We start from the raw sequence: 19,736 nt of genomic DNA on the forward strand, positions 1-19,736 counted from the left end.
AGGGCAACCGGGGCAGGGGTGACTGATGAGGAGGGGTTTGATGCGTGTTGCGTAGGTGATACGTGTGACGTCAGTAGGCGCGCGGGGCCGCCGGGGGGTAGCCGTACCCGCCCGCCGGGGCCGCGGGGGCGGCGTACGCCTCGCGGTCGTAGAAGGGGCGCCCCTTGGCGCGCAGCCACATCCCGACCGGGTCGTACTCGTCGGACAGGGCCACCGTGGACACCGGAAGCCCGTCGGGCACGGCGGCGACGGCCTGCTGCATCATCGCGCGCACCGCGTCCACGGACTGCGGCCCGGTGTCGTAGAGGTCGAGCCCGATGGCCAGGTACGGCGTGCCGAGCGCGGGCTGCACCCAGGCGCGGCGCAGCGCCCGGACGGCCGGGGTACGGTGCGCGTGCTGCGTGAGCAGGGCGTAGAACTGCGGGATCTCCACGGCCGGTTCGGTGATCCGCAGCGGGCCCGCGGGCATCCGGTCGAGGCCGGTGGCGATCCGGCGCAGATCCGGCCAGGGGATGCCGACCCCGCCGCCGGGGGCGTGCGGGTTGAGCCAGATCCCGTACCGGTCGGGGTAGAGGGCGCGGGCGATGTCACGGCCGGTGACCACTTCGTGGGCCCGGTTCCAGCCACTGGCGGAGAGCTCCTGGGCGGAGGTCACACAGGGTGCGTACGCCACCCCGTCGACCTCCATGTTCCCGTACTGCGCGTCGGGGGCGCCGGGCCGGCCGTGCCAGAGCAGCATCCACAGCCGGCCGGACGAGGGGTCGGCGAGGGCGTGCAGCAGCGCCTCGTACGCGTCGTAGCGTCCGGGGGCCACCTGGCGCAGCATGTGCTCGACCTGCCCGGCCGCCGCGGTGCCTGACGCACTCACCCTGGGTCCCGCCCCTCTTCGTTCCCCCGCGCCGCCGGTGCACAGGCGTGCGGCCGTGGGGGTCTACGGATTATGAAACCAGCTTATGCGGGAGTAGCTAGGGGGTGGCCCGCGTGTAGAAGGGGCGCACTCGCTCGCGCATCCAGTCGCCCACCGGGTCCTGGGCCACGTCGAGCAGCACCAGGTTCACCGGCCAGCCGACCGGGACCCGGCCCAGCGCCCGGCCCAGGGCCTCCATGGGGGCGTTGCGCCCGGCCCCGTCCCAGGTGGAGAACTCCACGCCGATGAAGAGCGTCGGGGAGTCGCCCTCGATCGAGGCGAGCGCGCGGCGGGCGGTGCGCACCACGCCGGTGGCGTCGAACTCCTCGGCCGCGGCGGCCAGGAAGTCGACCGGGTCCTCCTGCCAGTCGGGCTCGAAGAGCCGCACCCGGGCGCCGGAGGCGGGCCCGTCGAGGGCGGTGCGCCCGGTGCGGCACAGCTCGGCCACGGCGGGCGGCGGCAGCGGTACGCCGACCGCGCCCTCCGGGTTCAGCGCGATGCCCAGCTGCGGGGGCAGGCCGCGGGCGAACTCGACGGCGGGGGCGACGGCGAACGACATGTGCGGGCCGACGCACTGGAGGAACTGCTGCTCGGAGCTGTAGACGGGGACGTAGGGGGAGCCGGCGATCTCCATCGTGGGGAGGTCGAGGTCGGCGCTGTCCCGGCTGCCGCCGTTGGGGAGGGGGATCCAGACCGGGTTCCGTCCCAGGACCTCTATCAGGCGGGGGCCCGCCGTGGGGTTGCCCAGGGCCGCCGCCAAGGCCTCTTCCAGCTCGTTGCCGGGCCAGCCGCCGCCGTGTGGTTGGAGCAGGTCCATCTGCCGTCCTTCGTCTGCGGGCCGATTGTGGCTGGTCGCGCAGTTCCCCGCGCCCCTAGCGGGTACGGCCGGTCGCGCCCGCGCGGCGGAGCCGCAAATGTCACAGCCCCGCGCCCCTAAAAGAGTGAGGGGTGCGGGTCCCGGCACCTGAAACCTTAGCGGCGGGCCGGGGTCTCCCCGAAAGCGATCCGGGCCAGCGTTTCCGCAGCCGTCCTGTCCAGCAGGACCGCCGATGCCACGCCCCTCGGCAGGCGGCCCTCCGCCACCGCGGCGATCAGGCGGGGCACCGCCCTGGAGTGGCGGGCGAAGGCGTACGCGGAGACCTTGCGGCCGCGGGCCAGCTGGCCCGCCAGGGCCGTCTCCGGGGTGACGTCGAGGAGCACCAGGTGCAGCGCGCGGCCTTCCCGCGCCGCGGCCTTCGCCAGCGACCAGCGCACCCACGCGTGGGTGCCGCAGTCGTGGACGGCCAGACCCCCGCCCGACCGCAGCGCCCGGTGCATCCGCAGGAAGTGGGCGACCCGTACTACCGGCCGGTACAGCGCGTACGGCACCCCGCCCATCCGGGCCTCCCAGGCACGGCGGGTGTCCTGCGAGTCGATGCCGGCGCCGGTGACGGCCCGGCGCAGCAGGGTCGTCTTGCCGCTGCCGGGCAGGCCGGAGACCACCACCACGTCCCCCTCGGCGAACCGGAGCGTGTGCGGTGAGCGACCGCCCCGGCCGCGCAGGTCCCGTACCACCGGAACCGGGGCGTCCGCGTGCGCCGCCTCCGTCGTGTGAACCGTCATCGGTGCTCCCCCTGCCGGGTCGTACGACCCTTTCCCCATGCGCGTAAAAGGATGGTAATGAGACTCGGGTATGTGATGCCCGCGGGAGGCGTGCAATGATGTGCCCGCCAAACTGCATACCGGCCGCTTGAATCCACGCGGGAGAGTCCCCGGCAGTTCCCCCAAGGCCCCAGAAGGCCGGGAGGATCGCGGGGCGCCGAAGGAGCAAGTCCCTCCCTTGAATCTCTCAGGCCCCGTACCGCGTGGATGAGGCAGATCTGAAAAGCGGGCCGCACGTCCTCGGACGGCGCGGTCCCACCCAAGGTGCAAGCCGGGTCTCCCGGCGAACCTCTCAGGTTCCGATGACAGATGGGGAGGATCGTCCTCGCCGTCATGCCCTGGGAGTCACACCCTCATGAGCAATCCCCGCCTCACCGCCCTTGACGCACTGCACCGTTCGCTGGGCGCGACCATGACCGACTTCGCCGGCTGGGACATGCCGCTGCGGTACGGCAGCGAGCGCGACGAGCACAACGCCGTCCGCACCAGGGCCGGTCTCTTCGACCTCTCCCACATGGGCGAGATCACCGTCACCGGCCCGCAGGCCGTGCAGGCGCTGGACTACGCGCTGGTCGGCAACATGAGCACCATCGGCGTGGGCCGCGCCCGCTACACGATGATCTGCCAGGAGGACGGCGGCATCGTCGACGACCTGATCGTCTACCGCCTCGGCGAGGACGAGTACATGGTCGTCGCCAACGCCGGCAACGCCCAGGTCGTCCTCGACGCGATCACCGAGCGCGCGGCCGCCTTCGACGCCGAGGTCCGTGACGACCGCGACGCGTACGCGCTGCTCGCCGTCCAGGGCCCCGAGTCCCCCGGCATCCTGAAGTCGCTCACCGACGCCGACCTGGACGGCCTGAAGTACTACGCGGGCCTGCCCGGCACCGTGGCCGGCGTCCCGGCGCTGATCGCCCGTACGGGCTACACCGGCGAGGACGGCTTCGAGCTCTTCGTGGCCCCGGCCGACGCCGAGCGGCTGTGGCTGGCGCTCACCGACGCGGGCAAGGACGCGGGCCTGGTGCCGTGCGGTCTGTCCTGCCGCGACACGCTGCGCCTGGAGGCGGGCATGCCGCTGTACGGGCACGAGCTGACCACCGCGCTCACCCCGTTCGACGCGGGGCTCGGCCGGGTCGTGAAGTTCGAGAAGGAGGGCGACTTCGTGGGCCGCAAGGCCCTGGAGGCCGCCGCCGAGCGCGCCGCCGCCCAGGCCCCGCGCAAGCTGGTCGGCCTGATCGCCGAGGGCCGCCGGGTGCCGCGCGCCGGATTCTCCGTGGTCGCTGGCGGCGAGGCCGTCGGCGAGGTCACCTCGGGCGCCCCGTCGCCGACCCTGGGCAAGCCGATCGCCATCGCGTACGTGGACGCCGCGCACGCCGAACCGGGCACCTCCGGTGTCGGCGTCGACATTCGCGGTACGCATGAGCCGTACGAGGTTGTGGCGCTGCCGTTCTACAAGCGCCAGAAGTGACCCCTCGCACACGCACCGCATGACTTTCTTGTTCACCACCACTCCCCCTCGTACAGGAGAATTCAGGTCATGAGCAACCCCCAGCAGCTGCGTTACAGCAAGGAGCACGAGTGGCTGTCGGCCACCGAGGACGGTGTGGCGACGGTCGGCATCACGGAGTTCGCGGCCAACGCGCTCGGTGACGTCGTCTACGCCGACCTGCCGTCGGTCGGCGACACGGTGACCGCGGGCGAGACCTGCGGCGAGCTGGAGTCGACCAAGTCGGTCAGCGACCTCTACGCCCCGGTGACGGGCGAGGTCGTCGAGGCCAACCAGGACGTCGTGGACGACCCGTCGCTGGTGAACTCCGCCCCGTTCGAGGGCGGCTGGCTGTTCAAGGTGCGCGTCGCGGAGGAGCCGGGCGACCTGCTCTCCGCCGACGAGTACACCGCCTTCTCCGCCGGCTGACCTACCACTCCAGGGAACTTCTGATGTCGCTTCTGAACCAGTCCCTCCATGAGCTGGACCCGGACGTCGCCGCCGCCGTCGACGCCGAGCTCGTCCGCCAGCAGTCCACCCTCGAGATGATCGCCTCGGAGAACTTCGCTCCGGTGGCGGTCATGGAGGCCCAGGGCACGGTCCTCACCAACAAGTACGCCGAGGGCTACCCGGGCCGCCGCTACTACGGCGGCTGCGAGCACGTGGACGTGACCGAGCAGATCGCGATCGACAGGGTCAAGGACCTGTTCGGTGCGGAGTACGCCAACGTCCAGCCGCACTCCGGCGCCTCCGCCAACCAGGCCGCCCTGTTCGCGATCGCCCAGCCCGGCGACACGATCCTCGGCCTGGACCTGGCGCACGGCGGCCACCTCACCCACGGCATGCGGCTGAACTTCTCCGGCAAGCAGTTCGACGTGGTCCCGTACCACGTCGACGACGCCGGTCTGGTCGACATGGCCGAGGTCGAGCGGCTGGCCAAGGAACACCGCCCCAAGGTGATCATCGCGGGCTGGTCCGCGTACCCGCGCCAGCTGGACTTCGCCGAGTTCCGCCGCATCGCGGACGAGGTCGGGGCCCTGCTGTGGGTCGACATGGCGCACTTCGCGGGCCTGGTCGCGGCCGGGCTGCACCCGAACCCGGTGCCCTTCGCGGACGTGGTCACCTCCACCACGCACAAGACGCTCGGCGGCCCGCGCGGCGGCATCATCCTGGCCCGGAACAAGGACTTCGCGAAGAAGCTGAACTCCGCGGTCTTCCCGGGCTTCCAGGGCGGCCCGCTGGAGCACGTGATCGCGGCCAAGGCGGTGTCCTTCAAGGTCGCCGCCTCGGAGGAGTTCAAGGAGCGCCAGCAGCGCACCCTGGACGGCGCCCGAATCCTGGCCGAGCGCCTGGTCCAGGACGACGTCACCGCGCACGGCGTCTCGGTCCTGTCCGGCGGCACGGACGTCCACCTGGTCCTCGTGGACCTGCGGAACTCCGAGCTCGACGGCCAGCAGGCCGAGGACCGCCTCCACGAGGTCGGCATCACGGTCAACCGGAACGCCATCCCGAACGACCCGCGGCCCCCGATGGTCACCTCGGGCCTGCGGATCGGCACGCCTGCGCTGGCCACCCGCGGTTTCGGCGCCGACGACTTCCGCGAGGTCGCCGACATCATCGCCGAGACCCTGAAGCCGGACTTCGACAAGGACGCTCTCTCGGCCCGGGTCTCCGCCCTGGCCGCGAAGCACCCGCTGTACCCCGGCCTGAAGTAGTTTCGTACCCTTTTATTCGTACGAACCTTCGGGGCACCGCGCACACTGGACAGTGAGTGCGGTGCCCCGAACCCTTGCACCGCCCGTTCTTCCTGCTCGCTCTGCACCACCCCGGCAGACAACGGCGTCTACCCCTCAAGGAGTCTCCCGTGGCCATCTCGGTCTTCGACCTGTTCTCGATCGGCATCGGCCCGTCCAGCTCCCACACGGTCGGCCCGATGCGCGCTGCCCGGATGTTCGCGCGGCGCCTGAAGAACGAGGGCCTGCTGGCCCACACGGCCGCGATACGCGCGGAGCTGTACGGCTCGCTCGGCGCCACCGGCCACGGCCACGGCACCCCCAAGGCGGTGCTGCTCGGCCTGGAGGGGAACTCGCCGCGCACGGTCGACGTGGAGAGCGCCGACGAGCAGGTGGAGCGGATCAAGTCGGCGGGCCGGATCAACCTGCTCGGCGCCCACGAGATCCCCTTCGACTTCGACGCGGACCTGATCCTGCACCGCCGCAAGGCGCTGCCGTACCACGCCAACGGCATGACGATCTTCGCGTACGACAGCGAGGGCGCCCTTGTCCTGGAGAAGACGTACTACTCGGTAGGTGGCGGCTTCGTCGTCGACGAGGACGCGGTAGCGGGCGAGAACCCGATCGTGCCCGACGACACGGTCCTGAAGTACCCCTTCCGCACCGGTGACGAGCTGCTGCGCCTCGCCAAGGAGACGGGCCTGTCGATCTCCGCGATGATGCTGGAGAACGAGAAGGCCTGGCGCACCGAGGACGAGATCCGCGCCGGGCTCCTGGAGATCTGGCGCGTGATGCAGGCGTGCGTCTCGCGCGGCATGTCCCGCGAGGGCATCCTGCCGGGCGGCCTGAAGGTCCGCCGCCGGGCCGCGACCACCGCCCGCCAGCTGCGCGCCGAGGGCAACCCGGACGCGCACGCGATGGAGTGGGCGACGCTGTACGCGATGGCGGTGAACGAGGAGAACGCGGCGGGCGGCCGCGTCGTCACCGCGCCCACCAACGGCGCCGCGGGCATCATCCCGGCCGTGCTGCACTACTACATGAACTTCGTGCCCGGCGCGGACGACGAGGGCGTGGTCCGCTTCCTGCTGGCCGCCGGCGCGATCGGCATGCTCTTCAAGGAGAACGCCTCGATCTCCGGCGCCGAGGTCGGCTGCCAGGGCGAGGTCGGCTCCGCCTGCTCGATGGCCGCGGGCGCGCTGGCCGAGGTGCTCGGCGGCACCCCCGAGCAGGTCGAGAACGCCGCGGAGATCGGCATGGAGCACAACCTGGGCCTGACCTGCGACCCGGTCGGCGGTCTGGTCCAGATCCCGTGCATCGAGCGCAACGGCATGGCGGCCGTGAAGGCCGTGACCGCCGCGAAGATGGCGATGCGCGGCGACGGCAGCCACAAGGTGTCCCTGGACAAGGTCATCAAGACCATGAAGGAGACCGGCGCCGACATGTCCGTGAAGTACAAGGAGACCGCGCGCGGCGGTCTGGCCGTCAACATCATCGAGTGCTGACGGCTCCGTCCGCCGGTCCGCGGTGAGAACGCGGGCCGGCGGACGGGCTCGGGGTCACTTGTCGAGGGACGCCCAGAACTCCTCGAAGGAGAGCTTGCCGTCGCCGTTGGCGTCCTTGGCCCTGATGATGGCCTGGGCCACGGTCTCGGTGACGTGGAAGTCGCCCAGCTGGGCCATGACCTGCTTGTACTCGGTCGCCGTCACCTCGCCGTTGCCGTCGACGTCGAGCCGCGCGAACGCCTTGCGGGCCTCTTCGATGTCCGCCACTGGGTCCACCCCTATCTTGGTGCGTTTTTGACGGGGGTCAGACTAACCGGCCCCGCGCCCTTCCCGTACGGCGCCCGGCCCCGTCCATGGGTGATCATGGAGGGCAGAAGAGGCGGCAGGAGAGGTTGCAGGGACATGGGGCAGGAACTGGGCGGCATACTGGCCGCCGCCGCGCGCGGGCACTTCCCGCCGACGGACGGGGCGACGACCGTCGTTCCCCAGCCGAACCCGCGCGACGCGGGCGTGCTCGCCTTCACCGCGCACTCGGTGGTGTTCCTGGACGAGGATCCGAAGTGGGTGCTCGCCACGCTCGCGGCCACCGACGCCGATCCGTTCGCCGCCTCGATGAATCCGGCGTTCCTGGCCGCGCTGATGGCCCGTACCGGCCGTCGGATGAACTGCGTCGACCTCCTCACCTGCGCACCCGCCCTGCCCGGTGAGCCGCCGCTCGCGCTGACCGAGCTCCACGACCCCGACCATCCCCGGGTGGCCCGGGCGCTGAAGTTCCGCGACGACGTCCGGGTGTGGGCGGCGGACGGCGGGGTGCTGGTGCTCGGGCGGGGCGTGGCGGGGCGCTGGGAGGCGGCCATCGAGGTGGACGACGGCGTGCGGGGGCGCGGGCTCGGCGTACAGCTCGCGCTGGCGGCGCGGCATCTGGCGCCCGAGCCGGTGATCTGGGCGCAGCAGTCGCCGGGCAACGCCCGCAGCGTACGGACGTTCCAGGCGGCGGGGTACCGCCCGGTCGGCTCGGAAGCGCTGCTGTGCGCTCCGCTGGAGGGGCAGTGATTCGACTGCGGGCCGTCTGTGGCTGGTCGCGCAGTTCCCCGCGCCCCTGAAGGGGCGCGGTACCGCACCAAGTCCCGCAAACATCGCCCCCGGCATTTCGCGGGGTCGAATTCCCGCCAAAAGTCCGGGACCCCCTTCCCTACGCTCCGCCACCGGGCGATAACTTCGTGCTGTCGCCGCCACACCGGGAGCACAGGGCTCCCAGGGACTCGCGGCGCTGGGGCGATTCAGGAGTGACTGCCACCACTGAAGCAACCACCACCTTTACCTTCCAGCCGTTCACCCGCAGCTGCCGCTTCATCTGGGACGAGGGCGACCACGTCCTCATCGGGGTGAGCCCGGGAAACAGCTATTTCAGCGCCGACCGCATCGCCGGTCTCGTCCGCTGGGCCTCCGCCCGCTTCGACCGGGTCGACCTCGTCTACGCCGACCGCCATGTGGACCGGATGTTCGCGACGCTCGGCTACGACGACGAGCACGCGCGCAGGCGGGCCGCCAAGGAGCTGAAGGCGGTCCGCAGAAGGATCGTGCGGGGCGTCGAGGAGGCCCGCCGCCCGGGGCTCCCGGTCGGGGTGCACGCGCTCTCCGAGTTCGAGGGCAACCCGGTGTACGACCTGCTGCACCGCCGGGTGCGGCACTTCCTCGCGACCGACCGCGAATTCCGCACGGGCTGCGAGGAGATGGCCGCCGCGTTCCTGGCCGGGAAGGCCGACGGCGCCCCGGTGAGCCAGGCGCAGACCGCCGCCTGCCTCGACTACATCGCCGCCGAGCTCCCGTTCTTCCTCGACACCCCGGGAATCCTCCAGGTCCCGTCCTCGGTGTCCAGCTACCACGCGCTGATCCCGCTCACCGAACTCCTCTACGCCAAGGGCGGCGGTCTGCGCGCCTCCCGCAACCAGGCGTACGCGGTCGTGCGCCCGCAGCAGGCCGTCCGCCCGGAAGGAGTCGCCGCATGAGCACCACCACCGACACCGGCCCGCTGCTCGACTTCCCGCTCGGCCGGCGCGGGGACGTGCTCCCCGAGGAGTGCGCCGCCCTGCGCGCCAAGGAGCCGGTGGCCCGGGTGCGCACCCTGACCGGCGACACCGCCTGGCTGGTGAGCAGTTACGCGCTGGCCAAACGCGTCCTGGAGGACGACCGGTTCAGCCTCAAGGACACCGCGGCCCCGGACGCCCCGCGCCAGTACGCGCTGACGATCCCGCCGGAGGTCGTCAACAACATGGGGAACATCAACAGCGCGGGGCTGCGCGGCGCCGTGATGAAGGCGCTCAACCCGCGCACCGACGGCCTGCGGGAGTGGCTGCGGGAGCGGGCCGACGAGTTCGTCGACGGCCTGCTCGCCGAGGGACCCCCGGCGGACTTCCGGGCGGGGTTCGCCGACCCCTTCTCGGCGGCCCTGCACTGCAAGGTGGTCGGGGTGCCGTTCGCGGACTGGCGGCGGCTGATGAGCGGTCTGGACATCGCGTTCATGACCAGCCCGCACGCCTTCGACGGCTCCCGCCTCAACTGGTACAAGGACCTGGGGTACATGGTCGACCGGCTCAACGCGCCGGAGGACCAGCGCGCGGGTCTGCTCGGCCGCCTCGCGGAGCTGCGTACGGAGGAGGAGTCCGCGCACCTCACCGACGAGATGCTGGCGACGGTCGCGGTCTCGCTCTTCGGCGCGGGCGCCGTCTCCACGTCCGCGTTCCTGGTGCTCGCGGTGCTCGCGCTGCTCCAGCACCCGGAGCTGATCGCGTACTTGCGGGCGCACCCGGACCGCATGGGCCGGGCCGTGGACGAGCTGCTGCGCTGGAACCTCTCCATCGGGGACGGCCTGCCGAGGCTGGCCACCGAGGACGTCCGGGTCGGCGAAGTGCTGGTGAGAAAGGGCGAGTTGGTGCTCGTCCTGGTCGAGGGCGCCAACTTCGACCCGGAGGTCTTCACCGACCCCGAACGGCTCGACCTGGACCGCGAGGTCAACCCGCACCTCTCGTTCGGCGCGGGCCGCCACTTCTGCCCGGCCACGGGCCTGGGCCGGGCGCACGCGGAGATCGCGCTCGGCGCGCTGGTGGAGCGGCTGCCGGGGCTGCGCCTGGCGGTCCCGCCGGAACAGCTGGTGTGGCGCACCGGCTTCATCAAGCGCCTGCCGGAACGGCTGCCGGTGCTCTGGTGAGACACGGCCGGTGAGACGCGGCCGCCCCCGGGAGGACGTCCCGGGGGCGGCCGTGCGTCCGTGCGTCCGTACGGACTCAGCGGAAGATGCCGGTGTGGCCCAGCGAGTAGCGGCCCGGCTGCGGGTAGACCGCGAGGCCGTGCGGGCCCGAGCCGACCGGGATGCGGGCGATCTCCTGGCCGGTGGCGGTGTCGATCGCGTACACCTCGGCGTCGTAGCGGCCGGACAGCCACAGGACCTTGCCGTCCGCCGAGACCCCGCCCATGTCGGGGCTGCCGCCGTCCGGCAGGTGCCACTTCTTGGTCAGCTTGTTCCGGGCGAAGTCGAAGATGGAGATCGTGCCCTCGCCCCGGTTGGAGATGTACATCTCCTTGGAGTCGCGGCTGACGTACAGGCCGTGGCAGCCCTTGCCGGTGGGCAGCAGCGTCGGCGTGCTGAACCGGTCGCCGTCCAGGACCCACATGCCGTGGGCCATCATGTCGGCGATGTAGAAGGTCCTGCCGTCCGGGGACATCTTCACGTCCTGCGGCATCGCCCCCTCGAACGGCAGCTTCTGGTGGGCGATCACCTCCATCTTCGCCGTGTCGACCTTGAGCAGCTCGCCGGAGAACTCGCAGGAGACGATGAAGTAGCGGCCGTCCAGGGAGAAGTCGGCGTGGTTGACGCCCGCGCAGTGGACCGGGACGGTCTTGACCCGGTTCATGTTGACGGGCTCGCGGAACACCAGCTCGCGGTCCATCGACGCCATCACGACCGCGTACTTGCCGTCGGGCGTGAAGTAGAGGTTGTACGGGTCGGAGACCTGGACCGTGCGGCCCGTCTTGCCGGTCGCCGGGTCGATGGCGGTGAGGCTGTCGCCCAGGTCGTTGTTGACCCACAGGGTCTTCATGTCCCAGGAGGGGACGACGTGCTGGGGCTGGTGCCCGACCGGGATGGTCTCGATCACCTTGTACGTCTTGGGGTCGATCACCGACACCGTGTTGGAGTTGGTGTTGGGCACGTAGACGCGTTCGAGGAAGTTCTTCACGGCCGGCTGAAGGGCGTTCGGGCGGTCCGCGGCGTAGGCGTCCTTGGGGTCCAGGACCGGCGGCATCCCGGGCAGGCCCTGCGGCACCGCCTTCTTCGGGACGGCGGGCGGCGCGGCGCCCTTGGTGCCCAGGGCCTCGTTCCCTCCCTTGTCCGCGGACGAGCCGCAGCCGGCGAGCGCGGCGAGCAGGAGGCCGCACAGCAGCGCGGCGGTCCTCTTGGTGGGGGTCGGCATCAGGTCAGCAACTCCGTGGTGGTCACCGCGCGCAGTCCGCGGCGGTCGAGGTCGGCGAGGAGGGCCGGCAGCGCGGCGACCGTGTCCGCGTAGCCGAAGTGCAGACTCACCACGGATCCGTTGCGGATCCGCCCGGTGACGTTGCGCGTCACGGCCGGGGCACCGGGCGAGGTGAAGTCGAGCGAGTCGACGTCGTACGAGAGCACGTGCGGGTACCCGGCCCGCCGGGCCAGTCTCTGAACGAGCGGCGTCGCGTACTGGGTACGGGACGGCCGGAACCAGGTCCCGATGGAGCCGGTGATCCGGCGCAGCCGGTCCGCGCAGCCGGTGATCTCGGCGTACGCGTCCCGCTCCGCGAGCGCGGAGATGTCGATGTGGCGCTGGGTGTGGTTGCCGAGGTCGTGGCCGCCGTCGAGGATGCGGCGGGCCATCTGCGGGTGTTCGTCGAGCCAGCTTCCGACGGCCAGGACGGTGACCTTGGCGCCGGCCCGCTCGGCCTCGGCGAGGACGGCGGTGGCGCCCTTGGGGTCGCCCTGGCCGTGGAAGGTGAGCGCGACCTTCGGCCGGTCCCGGGGCCCGTGCGCGATCTGGGCGGGCTGCGCCGGGAAGGCGCGGGGGGCCGGGGCGGCGCGGGTGGTGCCGGGGCGGGCGGACGCGGCGGACGCGGGGGGCGTCGCGGCGGCGGGCGGCGATCCGGCGCCGCCCCCGTCGTCCGCGCAGCCGGCCGCGAAGGCCCCCGCGACGGCCGCCCCCGCCCCGGCACGCAGTGCGCTGCGGCGGTCGACCCCACGGGGAGATGGATTGAGCACATGGACATTTAAGTGCGCCGACGGGCGGAAGGTAATGATTGACCCATTTCAGGACCTTTGCGGGTCGCCGGAGACACGCCATTCGCCGGGCAGGTCGGTTCGATGAATCACTCAGCCGTGCCCATACTTATTCACCATTTACAAGGCCCGTGCTCTAGCTCACCTACGATTCACAGCTAAACTGTGACGGTATGAGGAAGTTTGTCCGAGTAAGGACTTTTGGCGTGAAGGCCCCCCGTCTGCCATAGTCGGAGACACGACCCCTCATTGACCCGAGCTCGGTCGTCTTCAGTCGCCGTGGATCACACCCCCTTCGATCCACGGCGGCGCTCCGCAGAAGCCCCCGCAGGCAGGCCGCACCCGGCAGGCACGGGGGCTTCGGCGTACTCAAGGGGTCCAGAGGCCGGTCTAGCGGTCGGCGACCCGCATCTCGAACCAGGTCGTCTTGCCGCGCGGCAGCAGATCCACGCCCCAGCGGTCGGAGAGCTTGTCGACGAGGAAGAGTCCGCGCCCGCTGATGTCCATCTCGTGGACCGGCATCAGACAGGGCAGCCCGCGCGAGGGGTCGCGCACCTCGATCCTGATCCAGCCCCGCCGCCGCATCATCCGCAGCCCGAAGGCGCGGGCACCGGTGTGCCGCACCGCGTTGCCGACCAGCTCGGAGACGAGCAGGATCGCCTGCTCGGCGAGGGCCGGGGAGAGCGCCCACTGGCGCAGTATCACGCACTGGGTGAGCCGGCGCGCGGTCGCCGCGGACTCCGGCCGGGACGGCAGCCGTACCTCTTCGTCCGTCGGGTTGCCGAACAACTCCAGCGCCTTGAGCGCCCGTTCGTCCTCGACGGCCGGCGACCACCGAGCCGCGGTCGCGCCAGCGCGCTGCCGCGGTTGTTCCACACCCTCCAGCCCCGCCATGCCCCCATCATGGCCGCCCGGAGCCGCCTCCGGGGCCGTTCCCGGGGAAAACGGCCCCCGGAACCAGAGGTTCCGGGGAGCTCGTTCAGCATATGCCGAGGGCAGTGGATCACGTCCGTACCGCCCACGAGCTGCGATGACGGGCCGCGATCGACTGATCACCAAGAGTTCGGAGCCGGTCGTACTTAAGACTCCATTAAGGCCAGGCTAATCCACCCGCAGGGTGTACGACCGGCCCCCAACGGCGCTCGGCTCAGAGGAACTTGGCCTTTCCGGGGCCCTCCTCGACGAAGCTGCGCATCCCGCGCTCGCGGTCCTCGGTCGCGAACAGGCCCGCGAACCAGTTCCGTTCGATGGCCAGGCCGGTCTCGATGTCCGTCTCCAGACCCGCGTCGATGGACTCCTTGGCGGCGCGCAGCGCGAGCGCCGGTCCCTGGGCGAGCTTCGCCGCCCAGGCGTGCGCCTCCTCGTACACCTTCTCCGCCGCGACCACCCGGTCCACCAGGCCGAGCGACAGCGCCTCGTCGGCCCTGACCATCCGGCCGGTGAAGATGAGGTCCTTCGCCTTGGCCGGGCCGATCAGCCGGGACAGGCGCTGGGTGCCGCCCGCGCCCGGGATCAGACCGAGCAGGATCTCGGGCTGGCCCAGCTTGGCGTTGTCGGCGGCGATCCGGATGTCGGCGCAGAGCGCGAGCTCGCAGCCGCCGCCGAGCGCGTACCCGGTGACGGCGGCGACGACGGGCTTGGGGATGCGCGCGACGGCGGTGAACGACTCCTGGAGCGCCCGGGACCGCACCACCATCGCGGTGTGGTCCATCGCCTGCATCTCCTTGATGTCCGCGCCCGCCGCGAACACCTTCTCGCCGCCGTAGATCACCACGGCGCGTACGTCGTCGCGGCGCGTCGCCTCCTCGGCGAGCTCGCGCAGCCGGTCCTGGATCGCGATGTCCAGGGCGTTCATCGGGGGGCGGTCCAGGCGGAGGGTGCCGACGCCTTCGGAGACTTCGAGGGTCACAGTCATGGCAGCAGGTTAGTTGCGGTTAACGGCGGCGGACCCGGTGCTGTGCGTCACAGCGACCGGGTCCGCTCCTGTCAGGCGCGTCCTACTTCGTCCACTCCGCCCAGGACATGTTCCAGCCGTTGAGGCCGTTGTCCGGCTGGATCTGCTTGTCCTTGGAGTTCTTCACGACGACCACGTCACCGATGAGCGTGCGGTCGTAGAACCAGGCCGCCGGGGTCGAGGAGTCGCCCGCGCCGCGCGCGTCCCGCAGACCGACGCAGCCGTGGCTGGTGTTGGTGTTGCCGAACACCGACGGGTCGCCCCAGTAGTTGCCGTGGATGAAGGTGCCCGAGCTGGACAGGCGCATCGCGTGCGGCACGTCCTTGATGTCGTACTCGCCGCCGAAGCCCACCGTGGCGCCGTTCATCCGGGTCACCTGGTACTTCTCGCTGATCACCATCTGGCCGTTGTACGTGGTGTTCTGCGGGGAGCCCGCGCTGATCGGGATGGTCTTGAGCGTCTTGCCGTCGCGCACGACGGTCATGGTGTGGGCGGCGGCGTCGACCGTGGAGACCTGCGAGCGGCCGACGGTGAACTTCACCGTACGGGTCTGCTTGCCGTAGACGCCGGGGCGGCCCTCGACGCCGTCCAGGTTGAACTTGACGGTCACCTTGGTGCCCGCGGCCCAGTACTTCTCCGGGCGGAAGTCCAGGCGGTCGTTGCCGAACCAGTGGCCCTCGACCGGCACCGCCGGCTCGGCCGTCACCTTGATGGCCTTCTCGACGGCCTGCGGGTTGGTGATGCCGCGGCTGAAGTTGATCGAGACCGGCATGCCGACGCCGACGGTGTCGCCGTCCTCGGGGGCGTAGGTGCCGATGAAGGTGTTCTTGGGGACGAGCGTCGTGAACGTGGTGTCCTTGGCGGACTCGCGGCCGTCGTCGTCCTTGGCGACCGCGTGGACCTTGTACTTGGTGGCGGAGGCGAGGTGCTGGTCCGGGGTCCAGCCGGTGCCGTCGGCGGATATCTTTCCGGCCACCGCGTTGCCCTTGGTGTCCGCGACCGCGACGGCGGTGAGCTTGCCCTGGGAGGCGGACACCTTCAGCGCGCCGCTCGTCTGCACGTCGCTGGCGCCGTCCTTGGGCGCGATGGTGACGACCGCGGCCGAGGCCTTGGTGTCCTCGCCCGCCTTGCCGGCGCCGCCCTTGCCCTTGCCGTCACCGCCACCGGCCGAGTCGTCACCGCCACCGCACGCGGTGACCAGCAGAAGCAGCGCCCCCAGCAACAGAGCCGGCGTGCCGCGCCGCAGCCCCGCCGCTCTCTTCGGAGCCCCCGATATGTGCTGCCCGTTCACGACAGTTCTCTCCCCTCGCACGGCCTGGATCACGCCACGGCCCGCACTGAAAAAACACCCCCGCGCGCGTCCTCGCGCGCACACGATTGCCTAGGTAATCACACCGGACGCACACGCAACGCCACGCGAATGTCACCGTTCAGTCCCAATGGTCCGGTGCGTTCGCTGTGGCGACATCCGGACGTCACCGGGGGTGTACGGGCCGGGCCGGCCGGCGAGGGAGGGTCAGAGGGCCGAGCCCGCCCTCCACTTCGCCCAGTCGAGGTTCCAGCCGCCGAGCCCGTTGTCGGGCGCGACCGTTTTGTCACGGGAGTTGATGACTTCCACCACGTCCCCGACGAGCGTGCGGTCGAAGAACCAGCCCGCCGGGGTGTCCGGGCTGCCGCCCTTCACATCGCGCAGGCCCACACAGCCGTGGCTGGTGTTGCTGGAGCCGAAGGTGCCGGACGTCGCCCAGTAGTTGCCGTGCAGGAAGGTCCCGGAGGCGGTCAGCCGGATGGCGTGCGGCACGTCCGGGATGTCGTACTCCCCGCCGAAGCCGACCGTACGGCTGTTCATCCGGGTCACGTCGAACATCTCGGTGACGACCATCTTGCCGTTGTACGTGGTGTTCTTCGGCGACCCCGCCGAGATCGGGACCTTGCTGACCAGCTCGCCGCCGCGGCGCACCTCCATCGTGTGCGCGTCGGCGTCCACCAGGGACTCCTGGTCGCGCCCGATGGTGAAGCCGATCCGCTTCTCCTGGATGCCGTAGACCCCCGGGGCGCCGGGGACGTCGCGCAGCCGCATGTCCACGGTGACCTTGGTGCCGGGCTTCCAGTACTCCCTGGGCCGGAAGTCCAAGCGCTCCTTGCCGAACCAGTGGCCCACGACCTCGACCGCGGGCTTCGAGGTGACCTTGATGGCGCGCTCCACGACCGCCCGGTTCTCGATCGCCTGGTTGAAGTTGAACGAGACGATCATGCCGACGCCGACCGTCGAGCGGTTCTCCGGCTTGAAGTAGCCGATGAACCGGTGCTCGGGCACCAGCGTGGTGAAGCTGGTGTGCCGGGCCTGGCGGTGGCCGTGGCCGTCCAGCGCCACCGCGTCCACCGTGTACTTGGCGGCCAGTTCGAGCCGCCCCGCGGCCCCCCGGGTCGGCTGCCAGGAGAGCCCGTCCTCGGTGATCCGGCCCGGCACCTCCTCGGGCTGCGCGTCCTCGGCCTTCATCACCCTGACCCGCTCCAGGCGCCCGCCGGGCACCCGCACCTCGATCCTCCCGTCCGCCTTGACGCCCTTGGCCCCGTCCCCCGGAGTCACCAGGATCACGTCCCGGGGCGAGGGCGCCTTGCCCGCGACGACGTCCTTGACCCCGTCGACCCCGCCGATGTCCAGGTGCTCCCCGCTGCACCCGGCCGTCCCGGCCACCAGCGCCGCCGTCAGTCCCACCCATGTCAGAGCGGCCGCGGTGGTCGCCCCTGCCCGCTTCAGTACGAATCTCACGTCCGGTCAACGACCGCGCCCCGCCGGGGGAAACGTGAGTACGAGCCGGGTAACGGGAAGAAAACCTGCGAGGACACGCGTGGGGAGCCGCGGCCGGGACGCCGCGCTCCGTCCAGGCGCCGAGCCGCGGGAGGCCGAGGGGTGTCGAGCGCAGCCGAGCAGGAGGCAGAGCAGGGGGTGGGGCGCCCGGCTCCGCAGGGGGAAGGGCACCGGGAACTGAACGGCCACCGCGGCCCGCGGGGCGGTCCCGGCGGGGTGCGGCCGGCGGTCTGGCCGGGTGCGCCGACCCCGCTGGGGGCCCGGTTCCGGGTGGGGCCCGACGGGGTGGCGGGCACCAACTTCGCGCTGTGGGCGGGCGGGGCGGAGTCGGTGGAGCTGTGCCTGTTCGACGCGGCGGGCACCGAGACCCGGCTCGCCCTCGTCGAGCTCACCCATGAGATCTGGCACGGCTTCGTGCCGGGCGTACGGCCGGGGCAGCGGTACGGCTACCGGGTGCACGGCCGCTGGGACCCCTGGACGGGGGCCCGCTGGAACCCGTCGAAGCTGCTGCTCGACCCGTACGCGCGCGCGGTCGACGGCGCCATAGGAGATGGACACAGCGCGCTGCCGCCGCAGGTGTACGGGCACGTGCGGGACTGGCCGCAGCAGCAGGTGGCCGACACCGTACGGGACGACCGGGACTCGGCGCCGTACGTCCCCAAGGGGGTCGTCGTCCACGATGACGACGACTGGTCGGACGACCGCCGCCCGAAGACGCCGTGGGCCGACTCGGTCATCTACGAGCTGCACGTGCGCGGCTTCACCAAGCGGCACCCGGGGATCCCGGAGGAGCTGCGCGGCACGTACGCCGGGCTGGCACACCCGGCGGCGCTCGACCATCTCGTACGCCTCGGGGTGACGGCGGTCGAGCTGCTTCCTGTGCACCAGTTCACCCACGAGGACCATCTGCTGCGCCGGGGCCTGCGCAACTACTGGGGCTACAACTCGATCGGCTACTTCGCGCCGCACGCGGCGTACTCGGCGTCGGGGACGGCGGGTCAGCAGGTCGGCGAGTTCAAGCGGATGGTGCGGGCGCTGCACGCGGCGGGCATCGAGGTCATCCTCGACGTGGTCTACAACCACACGGCGGAGGCGGGCGAGCGCGGCCCGACGCTGTCGCTGCGGGGCATCGACAACAAGGGGTACTACCGCCTCCAGTCGGACGCGCGCCGGTACGCGGACTACACGGGCTGCGGCAACACGCTGCACGTGGTGCAGCCCCAGGTGCTGCGGCTGATCACGGACTCGCTGCGGTACTGGGTGACGGAGATGGGGGTGGACGGCTTCCGCTTCGACCTGGCGGCTGCCCTTGCCCGCTCGATGCACGACGTCGACATGCTCTCCCCCTTCCTGGCCGTCATCGCCCAGGACCCGGTGCTGCGCCGGGTCAAGCTGATCGCGGAGCCGTGGGACGTGGGGCGCGGCGGGTACCAGGTCGGGGCCTTCCCGCCGCTGTGGACGGAGTGGAACGACCGCTACCGGGACGCGGTGCGGGACTTCTGGCGGGGGGCGCTGCCGGACGTGCGCGACCTGGGCTACCGGCTGTCGGGGTCGAGCGACCTGTACGCGTGGGGCGGCCGCCGCCCGTACGCCTCGATCAACTTCATCACGGCCCACGACGGCTTCACGCTACGGGACCTGGTCTCGTACGAGCGCAAGCACAACGAGGCGAACGGGGAGGGCAACCGGGACGGGACGGACGACAACCGGTCCTGGAACTGCGGGGTGGAGGGCGAGACGGACGATCCCCGGATCAACGCCCTGCGCCGCCGCCAACTGCGCAACCTGCTGACGACGCTGCTCGTGTCCACCGGGGTGCCGATGCTGGTGGCCGGGGACGAGATGGGGCGCACGCAGGGGGGCAACAACAACGCGTACTGCCAGGACGGCGAGGTGGGGTGGGTCGACTGGTCCCTCCTGGACCAGCCGGGCCCGCGCGGGCTGCTCGAACTGGCCCGCCGCCTGGTCGCGCTGCGCCACCGCCATCCGGTGCTGCGCCGCCGCGCGTTCTTCTCCGGCCGGGCGCAGGGGGCGGACGGGCTCCGCGACCTCGCGTGGTTCACCGCGCGCGGGTCGGAGATGACGGAGCGGGACTGGTACGCGCCGACGTCCACGCTCGGCCTGTACCTGTCGGGCCGCGACATCCCCGGGCGGGACGCGCTCGGCGCGCCGGTGGTCGACGACAGCTTCCTGATCGTGCTGCACGCGGGCAGCCGTCCGACGGGGTTCGTGGTGCCGGGGGCGCCGTGGGGAGAGGGGTACGAGGTGGTGGTCGACACGGCGGTGGAGGACCAGGTGGGGGTGGCCGGGCGGGTGCACCGGGGTGGGGGGGAGGTGGGGGTGGGGGCGCGGTCGGTACAGGTGCTGCGCGTGACGGGCTAGCCCAAAAAGCCGGTGGGCGTTGT

Annotated in this window: 18 protein-coding genes and 1 riboswitch; of the genes, 8 read left to right on the plus strand and 10 right to left on the minus strand. The window is 71.5% G+C overall.

All coding sequences use genetic code 11. The features are described from left to right. Positions 1 to 70: 70 nt before the first annotated feature. The 3 genes from QIY60_RS05610 to QIY60_RS05620 all read right to left on the minus strand — a co-directional run bounded on the left by QIY60_RS05610 (position 71) and on the right by QIY60_RS05620 (position 2,509). Positions 71 to 868, minus strand: a complete 798-nt coding sequence (locus QIY60_RS05610; RefSeq protein WP_283141424.1) for an enhanced serine sensitivity protein SseB C-terminal domain-containing protein — start codon at positions 866 to 868, stop codon at positions 71 to 73. 97 nt (positions 869 to 965) lie between these two features. Beyond that, the gene (locus QIY60_RS05615; RefSeq protein WP_283141425.1) at positions 966 to 1,724 is read right to left on the minus strand and encodes an enhanced serine sensitivity protein SseB; all 759 of its coding nucleotides are present in this window, start codon (positions 1,722 to 1,724) and stop codon (positions 966 to 968) included. A 155-nt stretch (positions 1,725 to 1,879) separates the two neighbouring features. Next, positions 1,880 to 2,509, minus strand: a complete 630-nt coding sequence (locus QIY60_RS05620) for an AAA family ATPase (protein ID WP_283141426.1) — start codon at positions 2,507 to 2,509, stop codon at positions 1,880 to 1,882. Positions 2,510 to 2,637: 128 nt separating this feature from the next. Next, a riboswitch (glycine riboswitch) is annotated at positions 2,638 to 2,760 on the plus strand. Between the two features lie 143 nt (positions 2,761 to 2,903). Between QIY60_RS05620 and gcvT the strand changes: the two genes are divergently transcribed. From gcvT to QIY60_RS05640, 4 genes are all read left to right on the plus strand, one after another. Continuing rightward, positions 2,904 to 4,016, plus strand: a complete 1,113-nt coding sequence (gene gcvT, locus QIY60_RS05625) for a glycine cleavage system aminomethyltransferase GcvT (protein WP_283141427.1) — start codon at positions 2,904 to 2,906, stop codon at positions 4,014 to 4,016. A 69-nt stretch (positions 4,017 to 4,085) separates the two neighbouring features. Next, positions 4,086 to 4,463 (plus strand): glycine cleavage system protein GcvH, encoded by a 378-nt coding sequence (gcvH, locus tag QIY60_RS05630; protein ID WP_283141428.1) that lies wholly within the window; start codon positions 4,086 to 4,088, stop codon positions 4,461 to 4,463. A gap of 23 nt (positions 4,464 to 4,486) precedes the next feature. Then, on the plus strand, positions 4,487 to 5,749 hold the full coding sequence (gene glyA / locus QIY60_RS05635; protein ID WP_283141429.1) for a serine hydroxymethyltransferase: 1,263 nt from the start codon (positions 4,487 to 4,489) through the stop codon (positions 5,747 to 5,749). 149 nt (positions 5,750 to 5,898) lie between these two features. After that, positions 5,899 to 7,269 carry an L-serine ammonia-lyase gene (locus QIY60_RS05640; protein WP_283141430.1) on the plus strand — a complete coding sequence of 457 codons (1,371 nt, stop codon included), beginning with the start codon at positions 5,899 to 5,901 and terminating at the stop codon, positions 7,267 to 7,269. Between the two features lie 54 nt (positions 7,270 to 7,323). Here QIY60_RS05640 and QIY60_RS05645 read toward each other — a convergent pair whose 3' ends face one another. Further along, complete coding sequence (locus tag QIY60_RS05645) at positions 7,324 to 7,536, minus strand: EF-hand domain-containing protein (protein WP_067164534.1); 213 nt, start codon at positions 7,534 to 7,536, stop codon at positions 7,324 to 7,326. Between the two features lie 135 nt (positions 7,537 to 7,671). On the opposite strand from QIY60_RS05645, the gene QIY60_RS05650 reads away from it, so the two are divergent. From QIY60_RS05650 to QIY60_RS05660, 3 genes are all read left to right on the plus strand, one after another. Then, positions 7,672 to 8,322: a GNAT family N-acetyltransferase gene (locus tag QIY60_RS05650; protein ID WP_283141431.1), complete on the plus strand. Its 651-nt coding sequence runs from the start codon at positions 7,672 to 7,674 to the stop codon at positions 8,320 to 8,322. Positions 8,323 to 8,555: 233 nt separating this feature from the next. After that, entirely contained in the window at positions 8,556 to 9,278 is a 723-nt protein-coding gene (locus QIY60_RS05655) for a tRNA-dependent cyclodipeptide synthase (protein ID WP_283141432.1), read from the plus strand. After that, positions 9,275 to 10,477, plus strand: coding sequence for a cytochrome P450 (locus tag QIY60_RS05660; protein WP_283141433.1), 1,203 nt, complete (start codon positions 9,275 to 9,277; stop codon positions 10,475 to 10,477). Before QIY60_RS05655 ends, QIY60_RS05660 begins: the two co-directional genes overlap by 4 nt. 76 nt (positions 10,478 to 10,553) lie before the next feature. Here the strand turns inward: QIY60_RS05660 and QIY60_RS05665 are convergent, their stop codons facing one another. From QIY60_RS05665 to QIY60_RS05690, 6 genes are all read right to left on the minus strand, one after another. Continuing rightward, positions 10,554 to 11,738, minus strand: coding sequence for a YncE family protein (locus QIY60_RS05665; RefSeq protein WP_283141434.1), 1,185 nt, complete (start codon positions 11,736 to 11,738; stop codon positions 10,554 to 10,556). Continuing rightward, positions 11,738 to 12,547, minus strand: coding sequence for a polysaccharide deacetylase family protein (locus tag QIY60_RS05670; protein WP_283141435.1), 810 nt, complete (start codon positions 12,545 to 12,547; stop codon positions 11,738 to 11,740). Before QIY60_RS05670 ends, QIY60_RS05665 begins: the two co-directional genes overlap by 1 nt. A gap of 408 nt (positions 12,548 to 12,955) precedes the next feature. Further along, complete coding sequence (locus QIY60_RS05675; RefSeq protein ID WP_283145829.1) at positions 12,956 to 13,564, minus strand: ATP-binding protein; 609 nt, start codon at positions 13,562 to 13,564, stop codon at positions 12,956 to 12,958. A 148-nt stretch (positions 13,565 to 13,712) separates the two neighbouring features. Then, on the minus strand, positions 13,713 to 14,480 hold the full coding sequence (locus QIY60_RS05680; protein WP_283141436.1) for an enoyl-CoA hydratase-related protein: 768 nt from the start codon (positions 14,478 to 14,480) through the stop codon (positions 13,713 to 13,715). Between the two features lie 82 nt (positions 14,481 to 14,562). Continuing rightward, positions 14,563 to 15,810 (minus strand): Ig-like domain-containing protein, encoded by a 1,248-nt coding sequence (locus QIY60_RS05685; RefSeq protein ID WP_283141437.1) that lies wholly within the window; start codon positions 15,808 to 15,810, stop codon positions 14,563 to 14,565. A gap of 225 nt (positions 15,811 to 16,035) precedes the next feature. Beyond that, positions 16,036 to 17,292: an Ig-like domain-containing protein gene (locus QIY60_RS05690; protein WP_283141438.1), complete on the minus strand. Its 1,257-nt coding sequence runs from the start codon at positions 17,290 to 17,292 to the stop codon at positions 16,036 to 16,038. 216 nt (positions 17,293 to 17,508) lie between these two features. Between QIY60_RS05690 and glgX the strand changes: the two genes are divergently transcribed. Next, the gene (gene glgX / locus QIY60_RS05695; protein ID WP_283145830.1) at positions 17,509 to 19,713 is read left to right on the plus strand and encodes a glycogen debranching protein GlgX; all 2,205 of its coding nucleotides are present in this window, start codon (positions 17,509 to 17,511) and stop codon (positions 19,711 to 19,713) included. The last annotated feature ends 23 nt before the right edge of the window (positions 19,714 to 19,736 follow it).

The sequence above is a fragment of the Streptomyces sp. BPTC-684 genome, assembly GCF_030028635.1.
Classification (GTDB): Bacteria; Actinomycetota; Actinomycetes; order Streptomycetales; family Streptomycetaceae; genus Streptomyces; species Streptomyces noboritoensis.